This window comes from Photobacterium sp. HL06, from assembly GCF_059552575.1.
This window is the reverse complement of the sequence record NZ_CM183915.1, coordinates 100,050-117,102: the sequence shown is the minus strand read 5'-3', so window position 1 is coordinate 117,102 and position 17,053 is coordinate 100,050. Positions and strand designations below refer to the sequence as shown.

The 17,053-nt window shown below is 44.2% G+C and carries 11 protein-coding genes; 5 read left to right on the top strand and 6 right to left on the bottom strand.

Features of this window, described 5'->3' with window-relative positions:
• Positions 1-82 precede the first annotated feature (82 nt).
• Positions 83-2,167 carry a hypothetical protein gene (locus AC51G0_RS19060; RefSeq protein ID WP_496303227.1) on the bottom strand — a complete coding sequence of 695 codons (2,085 nt, stop codon included), beginning with the start codon at positions 2,165-2,167 and terminating at the stop codon, positions 83-85.
• 1,365 nt (positions 2,168-3,532) lie between these two features.
• Between AC51G0_RS19060 and AC51G0_RS19055 the strand changes: the two genes are divergently transcribed.
• Positions 3,533-5,308, top strand: a complete 1,776-nt coding sequence (locus AC51G0_RS19055) for a methyl-accepting chemotaxis protein (RefSeq protein WP_496303226.1) — start codon at positions 3,533-3,535, stop codon at positions 5,306-5,308.
• A 287-nt stretch (positions 5,309-5,595) separates the two neighbouring features.
• Here AC51G0_RS19055 and AC51G0_RS19050 read toward each other — a convergent pair whose 3' ends face one another.
• The 3 genes from AC51G0_RS19050 to AC51G0_RS19040 all read right to left on the bottom strand — a co-directional run bounded on the left by AC51G0_RS19050 (position 5,596) and on the right by AC51G0_RS19040 (position 7,819).
• Positions 5,596-6,561 carry a CE1 family esterase gene (locus AC51G0_RS19050; protein WP_496303225.1) on the bottom strand — a complete coding sequence of 322 codons (966 nt, stop codon included), beginning with the start codon at positions 6,559-6,561 and terminating at the stop codon, positions 5,596-5,598.
• Between the two features lie 128 nt (positions 6,562-6,689).
• Positions 6,690-7,544: an AraC family transcriptional regulator gene (locus tag AC51G0_RS19045; protein WP_496303224.1), complete on the bottom strand. Its 855-nt coding sequence runs from the start codon at positions 7,542-7,544 to the stop codon at positions 6,690-6,692.
• A gap of 116 nt (positions 7,545-7,660) precedes the next feature.
• A complete protein-coding gene (locus tag AC51G0_RS19040; RefSeq protein WP_496303223.1) occupies positions 7,661-7,819 on the bottom strand; it encodes a hypothetical protein in 159 nt (52 codons plus the stop codon).
• Between the two features lie 172 nt (positions 7,820-7,991).
• Between AC51G0_RS19040 and AC51G0_RS19035 the strand changes: the two genes are divergently transcribed.
• From AC51G0_RS19035 to AC51G0_RS19025, 3 genes are all read left to right on the top strand, one after another.
• Positions 7,992-8,804 carry a tetrahydrofolate dehydrogenase/cyclohydrolase catalytic domain-containing protein gene (locus tag AC51G0_RS19035; protein WP_496303222.1) on the top strand — a complete coding sequence of 271 codons (813 nt, stop codon included), beginning with the start codon at positions 7,992-7,994 and terminating at the stop codon, positions 8,802-8,804.
• 180 nt (positions 8,805-8,984) lie between these two features.
• Positions 8,985-10,133, top strand: a complete 1,149-nt coding sequence (locus tag AC51G0_RS19030; RefSeq protein ID WP_496303221.1) for an amidohydrolase — start codon at positions 8,985-8,987, stop codon at positions 10,131-10,133.
• Positions 10,134-10,395: 262 nt separating this feature from the next.
• A complete protein-coding gene (locus AC51G0_RS19025; protein ID WP_496303220.1) occupies positions 10,396-11,820 on the top strand; it encodes an alanine/glycine:cation symporter family protein in 1,425 nt (474 codons plus the stop codon).
• 105 nt (positions 11,821-11,925) lie between these two features.
• Here the strand turns inward: AC51G0_RS19025 and AC51G0_RS19020 are convergent, their stop codons facing one another.
• Positions 11,926-13,158, bottom strand: coding sequence for a DEAD/DEAH box helicase (locus tag AC51G0_RS19020; RefSeq protein WP_496303219.1), 1,233 nt, complete (start codon positions 13,156-13,158; stop codon positions 11,926-11,928).
• Between the two features lie 321 nt (positions 13,159-13,479).
• Complete coding sequence (locus AC51G0_RS19015; protein ID WP_496303218.1) at positions 13,480-15,564, bottom strand: bifunctional diguanylate cyclase/phosphodiesterase; 2,085 nt, start codon at positions 15,562-15,564, stop codon at positions 13,480-13,482.
• Positions 15,565-15,854: 290 nt separating this feature from the next.
• On the opposite strand from AC51G0_RS19015, the gene AC51G0_RS19010 reads away from it, so the two are divergent.
• The gene (locus AC51G0_RS19010) at positions 15,855-16,985 is read left to right on the top strand and encodes an efflux RND transporter periplasmic adaptor subunit (RefSeq protein ID WP_496303217.1); all 1,131 of its coding nucleotides are present in this window, start codon (positions 15,855-15,857) and stop codon (positions 16,983-16,985) included.
• Positions 16,986-17,053 lie beyond the last annotated feature (68 nt).

The window sequence follows — 17,053 nt, the reverse complement described above, 5'->3', positions numbered from 1 at the left end:
TAGTGGCGTGAAATCCACTTTGGTAACCAACACGAATTTTGGCTGATGACTATTGCGTTAATTGCAGGTTTGTAATGTTATATTACTCACTAGCTGCTGATTGTACTTCTCCGTGGATCACCCAAGGTTCTTCTGCAAGGCTTAAACTCTCTTTGTCCTGCCAGGTTGTGCTGATAGTTGGAATATCAGTTGCCGTTGGTAATGTCAGCAGAGTAGCATCGCTCAAGTTTAATCCAGAATTAGTGCAGTCACTTGCGCCGCCAGCTGCTGGTATAAAGCGTTTATCGATACCTGTCGCTTTTACAACATAACGGCTGCCGTTACTGTCCGTATAGACTTCAGTACCATCTGCAATGCTGAACTGAGCGTCCCACTGACCATCAGTTTGATTCCATGGGATACCATGCATATTGCCTGGGCCATGGTACTCTAGCATTACTTGAGTGCCATCGTTATTGGATTCACCGTTTCTATCATTAGCAGTTTGGTGGGTGTAAATAAAGTTCACGGCTTTGTCGAACTCATAGAAGCTCTGGTCAGCTTGGTTTTGCAGCATTGTCAGCTGGCTCCAGCTATCAACACCCATTTCCCAGCGATAGGTAACCAGGCTCTGTCCATTCAGATCATCCCAGCTAGTAACAGAGCCCGCATCTGAACTGAGGACAAACTCGCCGCTTGATGCTCCCCAAAAATCCTGATCATCGCTGATATCGTCACGAGTAAAGTTTAGCTTTACAGGCTGAGCTGACAATTTCAGCGTCATGTCAGTTGGGTCTAGGCTATAGGTGATACCTGCCGAAGACGGGTCTTCATAAGGCTGGGTAAAGGTCCAGTTAATTGCATCATTAAGGCTGATGTTGCTCTGCGGGCAGCTGCCGTAGCAGGTCAGGCTAATTGCCCCGCTGTTAAAGATTGCATCATTGGCGCGAACGGTTTCACTGGTAGTATAAGCGACCTTGTGTACGCCGCCATCGTTGCCCAGGTAGTTGATATTCTGACGCAGGAAAGGCGACCAGAAATACGTATTTTGAGTAATTCCGGCGTCAATACCATCAGGGCTACCTGAGCCATTATCGCCCTGGAACTGACCGGCACTTTCAACCCAGTAGATAGTCGTTGAACTGCTGCCATTCCAATACTCAAAGGACTCGCCATCTTGCAGGCTGCGTTGCCCTTTTGTCTGACGAACAAGCTTGCCAGGGGCAGTGATGACCGAGTAGTTAATACCATCTTCGTCAGTAATGGTCGTTGGTGGAACATAACCAGGTTGATGCTCTTCTTCAGTCCATAAACCCCATTCTCCAATGAATCCATGTTGGGGCTGACCATTTAGTGAGGAAATGTAGTCAAAGTTGAAACCGGCTTTTATATCGACTAACGCACCAGTTGCCAGGTTAAATAGTGAATAACTGTGGACATTTTCACGTGGGTTATTTCGGCTCAAACAGACTTCAGGGTTACTACCTGCTTGCTTGTAATAGTAATTTTCGTTGTAGGCCAGTTTGTACTCAATGGGTACTGGGGGGCTCTGGCTCCAGTCAATACCTTGTGTTTTACCTCGGCCACTAGTTCCCTGGGCATCGTCGATCTGGACGATTGCAGCCTGTTCAATAGTATTTCCGCCTTCCTGGAAGGTATTGATCAGGCTGATTATATTTTGACCATCCTGAACGGTAATATTCAAATCACCTTTATCGCTGCCACTGGCATGCTTAAACGTAAATTGCAGTTCACCGAAAGGGCTATTCGGCCCTGGGGCTGCTGAAACACTGGTGTTAACAATGTACTGACCATCTTGCTCTTCTGAGTCCTGGAACCAGACAGTCACATTCTGAGGGCTCTGATTATCTGCACGTGTCGAGCTAACAACAACCTCAGCAAAAGAAATTTTATTGGCTGCCTGTGAGCTGTCATCACCTTCTTGACCCTCACACTGGGCTGAGTCAACTAATGCCCGGTAATCTGCATTAGCAAAATGCTCAGCGCCGGTAGCCTTCATAATACAGAGCAGCATGTTAGCCATGTTCAGTGGTTCAGCAGCTTGTTCACCAACGTAACTGTCTGTAATTGTGTTTGAGTAATCAGTGCCAGCATCACTAAAGTTCGCCGTGCTTGAAGCCGAGAAAAGGGCGGTGGTAATGGCTGCCGCTAACGATAACTTATTCATATCAAATCCTTTTATAATTATTTTTAGTTAACGACACTGACTGTTGACGGGGTGCTAATTCCACTAATATCTTGGGAGGCTTCGCTAGCACTCGAGCTTGAACTCCCGCTATTACATGCAGTTAGTGCAAAGCTTAAAGTGACTAGGCATAATAGGTGCTTAATTAACTTCATTGATATGTCCCTTATAATACACGTCAAGTATTCGCTCGGTTTAATATAACCAAGCTCCCTTGTTTTAATAAGTTGTTGCCAAATAAGAAAAGTAATTCATTTACTATGTAATGATATGAAATCCATTTTATTAATATATGTTCGACGAAGTCATTATAGTCATGGTGAATAATAAATTCACAGAGAAGTTTTATTAAAATTCAAATATTGTGCGAATAGTCGTTTATGGAAATAAATTTGACGTTTTTATACTCATAATCACATCAGACACCAGTCAAAAAATTGTCGCTTTTGATATGTTTGGTTATAAAGCCAACAAATTAGATTATCTACTCCAAATTAGTGGCTCAAATATTAGTGGTAAGTTCTGTTTTGGTGTAACTGGTTGATAAAATTAATTTTTATTTTTGGGTGGTAATTAAAGATTATTGATTTCAAATGGTTATGAGCAATAATCGAATGAACAATAAGAATGACATTAGAGGTGACGATTTTCTTGATGTGGTTTATTTGGTGTCAATTATATGCCTTTTGGTGTTTTTATTAATCATGTGAAGTTGATTCAATTAAATTCGCTAAAGTTTTTTTAAGGCATGAAATAGTAAAATAGTGAATTAGTTCTAATTTGTGGGTGTGAATATAAATTAATGAAGTTAATACAATGAGTGACTATTAGTTTTCCATGAAGATCATATTCTATATCAATAGGTTGATGTTGATATGGACATCTATAACGTTCAGAGTAGCTAATTTGATTTATAACAGGCTGGCGTACCTTCAGTAATTGATACTGTTGCTGAAACTCCGATATTAAACACCTAAGTAGTAGAGGAGTAGCAGCGAGCCAATCTATGATGTGAAAGTTATAACGCTATGATCACATGCATACAAACAACCGAACCAATTTGAAGCAGAACCCAGATTTCTAGGCATATAGAGCACTTTTGTAGATGTTTTTGTGACACAGGTAAGGTTAATCAATGCAACCGTGTGCAATCATAACTCTGGGTAATTGTTTTTTTATTAGACGTATTTGAAGAGTAGTGGATGTAACGTGAAGATATTATCGAGTTTTAAAGGCCGGATTATAACGGTCGCAGTCTTACTATTAATAGCCTCGCTAGCTATTTCGACCTTTCTTTCCTATAAGCAACTGTCTACCTCAATCTTGAGGAACATTGATGAATATTCAATGCTGAAAATTGATAGTTCATCCGATAAAATTACGGATTGGTTTCAGACCATTAAAGAAGGCGTAATTGCTACAGCACCTGATTTCGCCACAGACAGAAGTGATATGCAACTTACCTTAATGGTGAAGCAAATTGCAAGTGCTTCTAAAGCCTCAGATATCATAGTGGGGTTTGAGGATGGCCGTTCTTATGGTGCCAAGAGTGGTATGCGTAGCGTATATATATACGATCCGCGTACCCGTGGTTGGTACAAGTCAGCTAAGCAAAAACGCAGCACAATTATAACGGGTATCTATAAAGGCGCGTCGTCAGGCAAGCTGATGGTGAGTGTTGCAGAACCTTTCTTCTATCAGGATAAGTTCCGTGGTGTCTTACTGGCTGATATCGAGTTGGACCTGCTCGCCGATGTCGTTAACCAGTCTCCTTTCCCGGGAGCAATGACAGGCCTGTATGACAGCCAAGGAACAACGATTGCCTCAACGGGTGAAGTCGATGAACCTGGTAAAACTAAACTGTCTGATTTTCAAGATCTTGCCGAGCTTGAGCGCGAGGTTATGACGAGTGAAAAGGGTATCTTTAACTACACCTTAAATGGAGTCGAGAAAATCGCTTACTTTAAGGCAGTTGATCTTGGTGAAGATGCTCGCTGGCATTTGATCGTTGGTATCGATAAGTCTGTAGCTTACACTGAAGTGGATGAGGCGTTGGACACTTCTTTATTTACCGCGGGTTTATTGATTATCTTCGCGATTGTGATCATTTTGGTGGTTCTAAACCGTATTTATCGTCCAATCCTGGAGTTGAAAACGACAATCGTCGAGCTTTCACAAGGTAATGGCGATCTCACTCGTCGTCTTGATGTATATACCAATGATGATTTGGGGCAAATCGCAGAAGCAGTTAATACCTTTATCGCTAACTTGCAGGCAATGATGCTGGAAGTGTCTCAGTCAACCGACCATATTTCCGAGGGGATCAAGCAGCTTAAAACACAAACAGAGCTTAATAATAATGTATTAACTGCACACTCTTCAGAAACGGAACAAGTGGTAACTGCAGTCAATGAAATGAGCTCAACGGCTGAAAGTGTCTCGCAAAGTGCGTCTCAGTCGGCCGCATTTACCCAAAGTACCAGTGAAGAAGCCGAACAGTCCAAACGTGTGGTTGATGGTGCGGTAACCAGTGTCGCTGCTTTGATTGATGAAGTTGATGCGATGGCGTTGAGCATCCAAACCATGAATGAGGATACCCAAAAAATTGGTTCTGTTCTTGGTGTTATTGGTGAGATTGCCGATCAGACCAACTTACTGGCATTGAATGCTGCTATCGAGGCTGCGCGAGCTGGTGAGCACGGTCGAGGATTTGCTGTCGTAGCCGATGAAGTAAGGGCACTAGCTGCAAGAACCCAGCAGAGTACTTCTGAAATTAACGAAATGCTGACAAACTTACGCAATGGGGCAAGTTCAGTTGTTTCGGCGATGGATGTTACCAAGAGTAGCTGCTTACAAACAGCAGATACAACATCGAATGTTACCGAGAGCCTGGATTCAATGACGACATCGGTTGTGAAAATCAATGATCTCGGTATCCAGATCGCTGCTGCGGCCGAGCAACAAAGCACCGTTACTGAAGAAATTAACCGCAACATGATGGCAATACGGGAGATGGTTGGTCAGCTTACCAATAATGGTGCACAAACCATGGATAGTACACATAACCTTGCGAGCAGCAATGAGCAGTTGGTCTCGATCGTGAAGCAATTCAAACTAAAGTAATTGATTGCACAATAATGTTGTAATGGCAAACTTCAAGCCGTCACTTTGTGTGGCGGTTTTTTTATGTATCACCTGAGAGTGCGCTCAGCGATATATGGGAATTATTCGTGGCTCCTGAATCAGCGACAGGTGTGTATGTATGGGCACTGATATGTGGATAGCCTTGTGTTATATCTCTGTATCATTAATAACTTACTCTAGTTTTGTCAAACCAGAACGAATAAAAAATATCCAGATTGATTGGTTGGATTTTGCTCTAAAGATATTATTGCCTATTAACATGTCGCTTATTTTGAGTGTTGCACAAAAAACTGCCAAATAACCTCTGGACCATTAATATCATTATTCTTGTTGCCTAAAACACGAGGTAGATCAGGAGTGTGGCTACCTGGAAAGTTATGTCCGCCTCCTTCGATAGTATACAGAAGGACATCAGCGCCATTTTTTAGGCAGTTGTAGGTTACGACTCTTACCGTGGAGCCATCGTGATTATCACGATCCGGTAGCATGGTAATCTTTGGAGCAGTCTGGCATTGATTATTTCTAATCCAAAACTGAATGGTTTCCTCTGTCGATAAGACAATTCCCATCTTCTTCCAAAAAAAGCGGACAGGACCACCTAGCCACGGCACCATAGGATCTTGGGTACCATTCATCAACAAGAGAGGGAGTGGTGAACCGGGTCGGCAAGTGTTAACGATGTTAGCGGGCATATTGGCAATGACAGGCGCAATAGCCGCAAGCTTCGACCCTACTTCACACCCCATTCTCAGTGTCATCATGCCACCGTTTGAAAGGCCTGTAACATAAACTCGGAGAGGATCGACTTTGTAGTCTTGGATAAGAAGATCAATAAGGGAGGAAAGAAAACCGACATCATCAATGTTGACTATTTTCTCAGATTTCCGGGCTGTTCTACCCCGTCCGTCGTTCCATTGGGCGTCAATACCATTGGGGTAAACTGCAATAAATCCTTCTTGGTCTGCAAGCCTGTTGTACCCCGTTCTTTCCGCTAGATCATCACCATCTGCTCTGCCTCCGCCATGGAGGGCCAAAACAAGGGGTAATTTAGTGGCTGACTGATAGTTGGGCGGTAAGTGCAGATAGTAGGTTCGTTGCAAACCACCATAATTCAATGATTGCAAGTTTAGGCCGTCATGTGCAGGCTGCTTGGCAAAGGCACAAGTAAGGACTGAAAAAGAAAGCGCAATTAAAGAAAAAAAGCGAAATAGTGAAAATAGAATTTTTCTCACGGATTGGCCTCCAGTAGTCGCTATACCCTTTAATGTACATGGGCCGATGCTGAAAGTCAGTATCGGCCTTTCTTAGAGTTCATTTCTACAGAAACTAACGCTTTTTAACCACTACTTTAACGGTAAACTTACTTTAACGGTAAATAGATATCTGTGATCAACTCATGCTCTGCCACTTCAGGAAAGAAATTCATGTAATGGAAGAAGCATGGGAAGTCGCGTAGTTCTTCTCCGCTTTCTGGAAGCCATTGACCATATAAATAATGAACCTTTGCATCCAAGTCATCGTGAGAACCACAGTGCCTGATCACCGCGCAGCGACCGGCTGGTATGGTTTTGTTCACGATTCCAAATGCATTCACATCAATCGCTTGTTTCACTTCACCGCAAATATCAAATCTAAAGTCCTCCGGGGCCGTGGCTTTCGGATCATCATAAATGATGCCAAAGGTTCTGCTGGTGGTAATAGGGGAGAGCCCTGTTGTTTTACGCCACTCAATAAATTGGCTTGCAGACTCATTGACCAATTCAGGCGCCGCCCTGTGCTCTTTTACTGCAATTTTTGTTTCTTCGAAGCTTTTAATGTCGACCTTCATGTTGTTCTCCAATGCTTTTGCTCGATGGTGATACTGTTGATTCCAATGTAACCAGTTAGGCTGGTTTCGAAATTCAGAAGGTGACTGGTTGAATTCCTTTTTAAATGCACGAGAAAAAGACTCTGGGTATTCAAATTTTGCATCGAGCGCAATATCAATAATGCGAGTATTTTGGTGGAAAAACAGCTGATAGGCAGCCCGCTTGAGCCTTAGCTGTTGAATAAATTTGAATACGCCAATACCCATATAGTGACTGAACTGCCGATGAAAGTGATACTTTGAGAAGTTAGCGACTCTACTCAATTCTTCAACGGTTAACTCGTCATCAAGGTGCGTGTATATGTAATCACACACTTCATTCATTCTTCTTTGATAACTTCTGCTCATTTGCACTATACGACCTTTTCTGACATTCACAGGGTATCTACCCATTCGCTTTCTGAATGGTTGTTAGTATCCCCATGACGGAGGCGGACTTCCTGACAGATATTGCTGAGTTTGTATTATTCCTGAACTGTTCTGGACATCACGGTGTAGGAGTACGACGGCTTGCGCCAGCCCTGCTCGCCGACTTCAGTATTAATGCCATTGCTAAACCGTGCGATCATGGTTTCATCTAAACGTGGTATGAAACCGACAATAACATCAAAACTCAGTTTCATGCAGGTTTGTCTACCTAATGTTTGGGCTAACCAGTAACAAGATGATGCACTATGCTAAGTAATTAATAAGTAGCTGATATGGAGCGCCAAAAACACTTTCATTGCTCTAACGCAATGTGTGAGCAAAATCAGTGGGTTATAAATCAAGGACAAGTCACAAATGCTAAGAAAAATGAAATCAGTTATAAACACAATTTATGAATCAAAGCTAGCTGCGTTAAAAGACAAAATAGCGACTATCAGCGCTCCGGTTCAGCTCACTATTGTTACTGTCGGTGATGATCCGGCAAGTAAAGTCTATGTGCGCAATAAAATCCGCCTTTTTGATCAGCTTGGTCTTGATTGCCAGCACATCATCCTTGCTGAAGAGACAACGACACAAACGGATCTCGATGCGCTTGCAGAAAAAGCCGATCATCCCATCTTGTTTCAACTCCCTTTGCCAAACGGGCTAATCGCACCGGATCTGCCAGCGACTATTGATGTAGATGGGTTTGGTTCTGAGTCTTTAGGGCAACTGGTGTTAGGCCAGAACGCAGTCCTTCCTTGTACTGTACAAGCCACGATAGATATTATTTCAGCGCATTGCGGCGAGTTTAACTTTGCTGGGCTGAAAGTGGCTGTGGTAGGGCGTAGCAATATCGTTGGTAAGCCCTTGGCTATAGAGCTGATCAACCGTCAAAGTACGGTAGCGAGCTTTAACAGTCGTTCAGATCTCGCTGCTGTAAATTGGAATAAATATGATGTCATTGTGGTGGCAACCGGTGCTCACGGTATCTTGGACAACAGCCAGTTTATTGAAGGGCAGCTGATCATTGATGTGGGGATTAATCGCGTTGACGGCAGGCTAGTGGGGGATATTAAGCATCATGATGGGATCTTATCTGCTGCCGCAATTACACCAGTACCTGGAGGGGTAGGCCGACTTACCTGCCTACACGTTCTAGGAAATGCGGTTAAGCTGATTGAATGCTCTCAGCGTTGATCTAGATAACCTGTTTTATTCATTGCCAGACTTAAGAATGACAGCGGTACATTTGGGGCTCAACATAAAGTTGGGCCCTCGCTTTCCCGTAGTACCTTGACCAAGTTGAGATTGATATCACACCTCAATTAATCGAAGAGCTGTAACCTCTTAATTCGATATCAAACTTATCTAGCGCTTATGAACAAAGAATTCGCTTGTTTACCTAAATTCGATGCCATCCAGTTTCGTCATCATCTTCATCAATATCCAGAGTTATCACTATTTGAGAGAAACACGGCAAGTTTGATCGCCGAACAGTTACAAGCTTTTGGCTTTAACCCAAGAGTTGGTCTGGGAGGTCATGGGGTTGTCTGTACTATTGATAGCGGTCAGCAGGGAGAAACAACACTGCTGCGAGCAGATTTTGATGCACTACCGATCACTGAGAGGAGCGGTCATTTATACTGCTCACAACATGACGGTGTTATGCATGCTTGCGGCCATGATGGACATACAGCAAGTTTGATGGCCGTTGCCCATCAACTTTCTATACATCCGCCTAAGTCAGGAAAGGTACTTTTACTGTTTCAACCTGCAGAAGAAACGGGAACTGGCGCTGCCAGTATGCTACTCGATAGTTGGTTAACAACTCAGCATGTCGATAATGTGTTTGCCTATCATAATCTTCCTGGCTATCCGCTACATACCGTTATCATCAAACCCGATACTTTTGCTTGTGCATCTACCGGAGTCACTATCGATCTGGAGGGCAAAACATCACATGCAGCCAGGCCTGAGAATGGCATCAATCCAACAACGGCGATGCTCAAGATTATTCAGCACCTGCAACGAATGCCGGAAGAATACAAGACTGCTTTCACCTTAGTGACGGTAGTCCATGCATCTTTAGGTGAAGAGGCCTTTGGTACTTCGCCTGGGAGGGCAACAATACTGGCAACCTTGAGAAGTGATAATAGTTCAGTGCTTAATACGATGAAGCAGGATTTGCTTGATACCATTTTGTGTATCTCTGCGGATGAGGACCTGACAAGCAGCGTCAAGTGGCTAGAGTCGTTTAATGCTGCTGTTAATTCACCGAGGCAGTGCGGTATAGTCAGCCAGCAAGCGCAGCAATTAGGCTTATTAGTGGTTGAACTCGAAGAACCAATGCGTTGGTCTGAAGATGTCGCTGAGTTTCTAATAAAGTGGCCTGGGGCATTATTCTGTATTGGAAGTGGTGGTGAACACCCTGAGCTGCATAACCCCGACTATGACTTTCCTGATGTATTAATTGATACTGCGAGCTCACTTTTTTTCAGTATTATTAATCGGCTACATTGTAAATAAACAAAAAGCGAGTGCTGTATTTGCAGCGCTCGCTCACGCCTATTTCTGACCAAAGATGTTGTGAGCGACTATACTTCACTCAATTATCAATTCAGGACTTGTTAGCGAGTACGTGTAGTTATTGGCCCATTATGAGTCGATACCTACGAGTAAGCGACGCAGTCTAGGATCGTATTCAGTCTTGTGTAGCCGAAGCGTTTATGATCAGAGCAGTATCTTTATCCATTCTAAAACTTAAAGAATAAGCTGATTAGGAGTAGAGATGGAATTGTTAGAAAGTTTCTTTGGCGTAATTGGTGATCTCACATGGGGGTGGGCACTGATACCATTCCTCGTTGTATTAGGTCTTTTCTTTACTTTTGTTACCGGCTTCGTCCAATTTACATTTTTTGGACGGATGTTCCATGTCTTATTAAACAAAAACCAACCCGCTGACAAAGAGGCGATTTCTGGTCGTGAAGCGTTGTTATTATCAGTTGGTGGTCGTGTCGGTGGCGGTAACATTGCCGGTGTTGCTGTTGCAATTACGCTTGGCGGTCCCGGTGCTGTATTTTGGATGTGGGCAATTGCCTTGGTTGGTATGGCGACAAGCCTAGTGGAATGTTCACTCGCTCAGCTTTATAAACGTAAAGAGGGTGATGAATTTCGTGGTGGCCCGGCTCGCACAATTATTCATGGTCTTGGTGAAGACTATCGGTGGCTTGCCTACCTATATGCTGTTTGTTTGATTGCTTCCTTTGCGATTGGTTTTAATGCTTTTCAAGGTAATACGGTTGCTGGGGCAGCCCAAGACAGCATGGGTATTGACCGTATGTGGACTGGCGCTTTGCTAGCTATTGGTACGGGCTTCATTATTTACGGTGGTATTAAACGTATCGCCAAAACTGCGGATGTTATTGTACCAATCATGGCTGTCGGCTATGTCGCGATGGCACTTATTATCATCTTACTGAACATCACTGAGATCCCTGCGGTTATTGGAACTATTGTCGCCAATGCATTTGGCTGGGAGGAAGCGGTTGGTGGCGGTATGGGAGCGGCTATGGCACAAGGCTTGCGCCGGGGCTTGTTCTCTAATGAAGCTGGCCTAGGTTCTGCCCCTAATGTTGCCGCAACGGCAGAGGTTACTCATCCAGTCAGCCAGGGTATCACACAGTCTTTATCTGTATTTATCGATACAATCCTGATCTGTAGCTGTACGGCATTTGTTATTTTACTTGGTGATGTTTATGTCCCCGGCGCAGAAGACATTGATGGTGTCGTTTTGACTCAGCAATCTCTGGTTTCACACGTGGGGACGTGGTCTCAGTATTTTCTAACAATCGCGATTTTACTCTTCTCTATTAGTTCTATTATCTATAACTACTACTTGGGTGAAAACGCACTAACGTTTATGTCACAGAATAAAATCTCTGTGCATATTCTTCGCTTTATAGTGATAGGGATCGTTTTTTTGGGCGCTGTTGCTCCGGGAGCAACTTCGGTATTTTTCTTCTCGGATCCGATGATGGGCATACTTGCTATTGTTAACTTGTTAGCGCTTTTAATGCTTTTCCCTACGCTGATCCGTATTTTGAAAGATTACAAGCAGCAACTTAAAGACGGGGCTGAGCACCCTGTGTTTAATCCCAATGACTTTCCTGATCTAGATATCGACCGTGAGGCGTGGAAAGAAAAAAATAAGTGAAGTGTTAACCCATCTTAACGTTGTTTGGGTATAGAAAAAGCGAGTGTACACTTGCCGCACTCGCTTTTTGATCGTCCCTAGATCATCGACTGATCTAGGTTGATATCAGACTTTACCTTTAGGCGCTGGTTTGTTTTTTGAATTTTGACGCTCACCGTTGCGTTTGTTCTTTGGCACGTAATTCAAAATAGAAATTGGTACTTCTTTTCTTGGTGCAAACCCTTCAATCTCTTTTCGGGTAATTAGATGCCCTAGACGGCTTTCGATCATGCAAAGATTTTTAAAATTATCTTTAGACACGAACGAAATCGCTTCGCCAGATGCGCCAGCACGGCCGGTACGACCAATACGGTGAACATAATCCTCTGGTGGATAAGGTAAATCGTAGTTGATGACTCGTGTCAAATCTTCAATATCGATACCACGTGCCGCAACACCCGTGGCCACTAGTAGGTTAAGTTTGCCTGCTTTAAAGTCAGCCAATAGCTGTGCGCGTACTTCTTGGCTTCTACCGCTGTGAAAGGCTTCGGCTTTAATACCGCGTTTTTCAAGTTGGCTGACCAGCTTTGCTGCACCATGTTTAGTTTCGATGAAAATTAGGGCCTGATCCCACTGATTCTCTTGAATTAAATGGCTCAGCAATGCTGACTTCTTGTCTTTATCGACGGTGATCAGCCATTGGTCAATCTGTGGGGTGGTTGTGGTGTCGGGAGAGACTGAAATTTCAACCGGGTTATCGATGGCCGTTTTGGCTAAGATGCGCACCTGCTTTGATAGTGTGGCAGAGAACAGCAGGTTTTGTCTTTGTTCTGGCAAGCGCTCAATAATTTTATTGATGTCTTCGATAAAGCCCATGTCGAGCATTCTATCGGCTTCATCCAAGACTAAGATTTCTAACTCTTCAAAATGCACGGCGCGTTGGCTATACATATCTAGTAGTCGACCTGGGGTCGCAACCAGAATATCGACACCTTCAATCAGTCGTTGCTTCTGCTGCTTGGCGTCAACACCACCATACATCGCCAGTGAAGTCAGATTTAGATGCTTGCCGTATTGTGCAATATTGTCCTCAACCTGCACTGCCAGCTCGCGAGTAGGCGCAAGGATAAGGGCGCGAATACGCTTTTTACGTTGAGTTTGACCTTCACGCAGCATTTCTAATATTGGTAACACAAAGCTCGCTGTTTTACCTGTGCCTGTCTGCGCGGCAGCGATAAGGTTCTTACCTGTCAGTATGGCTGGAATTGCCTTCTCTTGAATAGGCGTAGGGGTATTGTAGCCTAGTTCGGTTACAGCTTTTAAAATCGGATCGCTTAATCCAAGGTTGGAGAATGGCATTTGGTATCTCAGGTATATGATTAATAAACATACTGTTAAGGCTGGAAGCGTTAACAGAAGAGCATAGATGTGCATTCTAACATGAAGGAAGAGTATCTGGGATACTTATACCCAAGTAAACTCGCCCTTTGGGAGTGAGCCAGCGAACCCATTTCTGTGTCAAATAACGTTGAAAGGGATTGCCATTCCTACCGTTATTTTCCTTGAACTGAGCACGCTGGTCTCACTCTGAATCCTGCATTATAACCAAATTAACTAAGACTAGCTTTATTCGATAAGGTATAGCGACCAGAGCAGTGTTTGCTTTGGTAGCGCCTGCTGTTACATCGTAACTTCGCGGTTTAATTCATCAATAGGTACAGGCTTGCTAAATAGATAGCCTTGGCCGAAATCACAGCCATACTGTCGAAGTAAATTGAGTTGCTCCTGGGTCTCAATACCTTCTGCAACTACGTTAATTTGTAGTGTGTGGGCCATGGAAATAAGTGCTTGAACAATTTTCTGATCAGAATTATCAGAATCCAACTCCTTAACAAAGCTACGATCAATCTTCAGTTTGTCAACGGGTAAGCGTTTCAGCATGGCTAAGGAAGAGTAACCCGTACCAAAATCATCAATTGCGATTGTAATCCCTAACTCTTTTAGTTGGTTTAAGATGTGTATTGCATACCCGACATTTTCCATCAATGTCGACTCAGTTATCTCGATTTCAAGAAAACGCGCATCAATTTCTACGCTCCGGATGATTTGGCGCATATTATCCAATAAATCCGGATCAGTGAACTGCCTTGGAGATAAGTTAACTGCTACCCGATAGCATTCACCAGAATGTAAGAGGCGCATTTTAATGACCTCACACACCTCTCGAATAGCCCAATAGCCAATATCTTGAATTTTTCCGGACTCTTCCGCAATGCCAATGAACTTGTCGGGATATACAAGCCCTTTTTCAGGGTGGTTCCACCTAATCAAGGCTTCGTAGCCACATAATTGGTTGCTATCGAAATTGATTACTGGTTGGTAGTGTAAAACAAACTGTTTTTCAGTGATTGCAGTGTCTAAACCTTCTTCAATGGCCAACTTTTCTAATGCTTTTTTCTGAAGCGTCTTGTTGAAAAAACGGTAACACTTCTTGCCGTCTTTCTTTGCTGCATACATTGCAATATCCGCGTTTCTCAGTAAAGTGGTCAAGTCGTGTCCGTCTGAAGGGATCATGGTGATCCCCACGGATGCAGAAATGGCTAATTCCTTATTGTTTTGGATAATTGGCTCTGAAATAACGTCGATCAGCTTTTCAGCAATGCGACTGGCATCTCGGATTGAATTGGCATCAAGCAATAGGACAGCAAACTCATCCCCTCCAAGGCGGGCGATGACATCATTTTTGCCGACAATGGAATTCAAGCGATGCGAAATTTGTTGTAGCAGGCGATCACCAGCTTCGTGTCCCATCGAGTCGTTGATGCGCTTAAAATCATCTAGGTCAAAATAGAGTAGAGTCGCCGACTTGTCACCGTGTTTTGTTTGGCGAATGATCCCCCCTAAGCGCTCATTCAAAAGCCGTCTGTTTGCTAGTCCTGTTAGGTAATCGTAAAGTGCAAACTTTTCCAATTCATGTGTTTTTTGTTTAACGATCTTCTGGAGTTTTTCGGGCTGTCGAAGTACAAACCACATAGCCCAAGATACGAACAGAGCGATAGTAATGCTAGCTAAGTAGCCAAGTGCTGACTGCCATAAGCTGCCGTCCATTGGCCGGCTTATGGTTATTGTCCAGGTGGCATTCGGGACATTGACAGTGCTGGAATGATAGGGATAAACGACAGGCTCTTCAGAGGAGGTTATTACTTCTGTCTGGCCCGTATCAGGGGAGCGACGAGATAATTGATAGCGATAGCCTTTGGATTGCAATAGATCCAGTTCCGTTGACGCTAACAAATCGTCTAAATATATCAACGCAGAGGTAAACCCCCAGAACGTCTGCTCGTTACCTTCTTTGAAAAATACCGGATTGCGCCCAATAACCGCCACACCGCCTTGAATCAGCGTGAAAGGGCCGGCCAATGTTAGTTTGTGCTCCTTGATAGCAAGGTGAGCCTCTTTATTACGTTTATCGTCCTTAAGGATGTCGTGCCCGATAGCTTTCTCATTGCCCTTAAGGGGATGTATCTTTTGGATTATCCCACCCGGTGCCAGTTGGAGCTTGGAAATCCCGCCTACCGACCTCATAACCTCTTTAGAGTAGTGTTCAAAATCGTCAATCAGTCCACCTTGTTGTTGGACTTCCAGGGCTAAAATTTGTGTAGCAGATAATGATTGTGAAAGTTGGCGTTCAAATGCTTTTGCCTGCGCATTACCGATATCACTCAGCAGCAGGTAATGTTCTTGAGCGTTCAGCGCCTGGCTCATATGAGTCCAATATATGCCAATCGAGCTTATAAGAAGGTATAGCGCTCCACAAACTACGATTCGACTAGGTAGGTATATTTGTTTCATCCATGCTTTTATTATTATCCTGTTTGTTGAGTTAAAGTTAACACATTTGCTATATCAATAACCAACTAGATATCAGATCAGCTTTCCTTACCTGAAAGTACCTTTGAGTATTCAAGCGCCTATTTGATGGTTCGGTCAAAAGTCATAGATTCAGCTTATACTCAAAACTTGGGCAGAAATATTCCACTTGGAAAAACAAGCCAATGGCGAAGAGAGTAATCCTGACCATTGTTGGGCTGATTATGGTAATTGGAGTCATTGCTGGTATAAAGGCGCTTCAGATCCGCCGGATGATCGATACGGGTTCTGAATTTGTCGAGCCTCCTGAGACGGTGACTACTGCCGAAGTGCGTTCCGAGTACTGGGAATCGTTGCTGACAGCAGTTGGTTCACTGGAAGCTGTTCATGGGGTGACTGTGGCAGCAGAGCTTCCGGGTAAAGTGGTGCAGATTACTTTCGACTCAGGAACAAGGGTCAAAAAAGGGGACTTGCTAGTACGTCAGAACATTGCTTCGGAGCAGGCCCAGCTTGCGGGGTCTGAGGCCAATGTCGATCTGGCCAAACTTAAATACAATCGTATTTTTGATCTCTATAGGCAAAAAGCCGTCTCTAAGTCTGAATTGGATGCAGCCCGGGCCAATCTTCGCCAGGCGGTCGCTGAAACCGACAATATACGTACCGTCATTGCTAAGAAAACTATTCGCGCCCCGTTCTCCGGCCGCCTCGGCATTCGCCAAGCCGACCTAGGGCAGATCCTGAGCGAGGGTGATGGGATTGTCTCCCTCCAGGCTCTGGGGCCGATTTTTGTCAACTTTCTCCTTCCTCAGCGACAAATATCACAGATCACCATCGGCACTTCGGTGCGGGTGACGACCGATGCGCGCCCGGATACGGTGATCGAAGGAACCATTACGGCTATCAATCCTGAGGTTGACGCTGCATCCCGTAACATCCGGATTCAGGCGACCGTGCCAAATCAAGATGAACTGCTGATACCTGGGATGTTTGTCAATGTCGCTGTCATCTTATCCGCCAGGAAGGAGGTACTCACCATTCCAGCGACTGCTGTTTTGTATGCTCCCTATAGTGATTCGGCCTTTGTGATCGAGAATAACAAGAATGAAGCGATGGATGCGCCCAGTCAGATCCTGCGTCAGCAGTTTGTACGTCTCGGTGAGAAGCGTGGTGATTTCGTTGCCGTCCTGTCTGGCCTGCAGGAAGATGAGATTGTGGTGAGCAGCGGGGTATTTAAGTTGCGTAATGGTCAGGCGGTCGTGGTAGATAATACCCTGTTACCTGAATTCAAGCTCGATCCTAAGCCAGAGAATAACTGATGGGAGAGGCATTCTCCGGGAGTAGGAGAGAGGTCAACCTTGAATGTCTCATCCCTATAATCATGGGT

Bases quoted from the DNA above. Each gene is read 5' to 3' on its own strand.
- AC51G0_RS19020 (WP_496303219.1), bottom strand. From the start codon at position 13,158: ATGCCATTCTCCAACCTTGGATTAAGCGATCCGATTTTAAAAGCTGTA.
- AC51G0_RS19010 (WP_496303217.1), top strand. From the start codon at position 15,855: ATGGCGAAGAGAGTAATCCTGACCATTGTTGGGCTGATTATGGTAATT.
- AC51G0_RS19025 (WP_496303220.1), top strand. From the start codon at position 10,396: ATGGAATTGTTAGAAAGTTTCTTTGGCGTAATTGGTGATCTCACATGG.
- AC51G0_RS19040 (WP_496303223.1), bottom strand. From the start codon at position 7,819: ATGAAACTGAGTTTTGATGTTATTGTCGGTTTCATACCACGTTTAGAT.
- AC51G0_RS19030 (WP_496303221.1), top strand. From the start codon at position 8,985: ATGAACAAAGAATTCGCTTGTTTACCTAAATTCGATGCCATCCAGTTT.
- AC51G0_RS19055 (WP_496303226.1), top strand. From the start codon at position 3,533: ATGCTGAAAATTGATAGTTCATCCGATAAAATTACGGATTGGTTTCAG.
- AC51G0_RS19035 (WP_496303222.1), top strand. From the start codon at position 7,992: ATGAAATCAGTTATAAACACAATTTATGAATCAAAGCTAGCTGCGTTA.
- AC51G0_RS19060 (WP_496303227.1), bottom strand. From the start codon at position 2,167: ATGAATAAGTTATCGTTAGCGGCAGCCATTACCACCGCCCTTTTCTCG.
- AC51G0_RS19015 (WP_496303218.1), bottom strand. From the start codon at position 15,564: ATGAGCCAGGCGCTGAACGCTCAAGAACATTACCTGCTGCTGAGTGAT.
- AC51G0_RS19045 (WP_496303224.1), bottom strand. From the start codon at position 7,544: ATGAGCAGAAGTTATCAAAGAAGAATGAATGAAGTGTGTGATTACATA.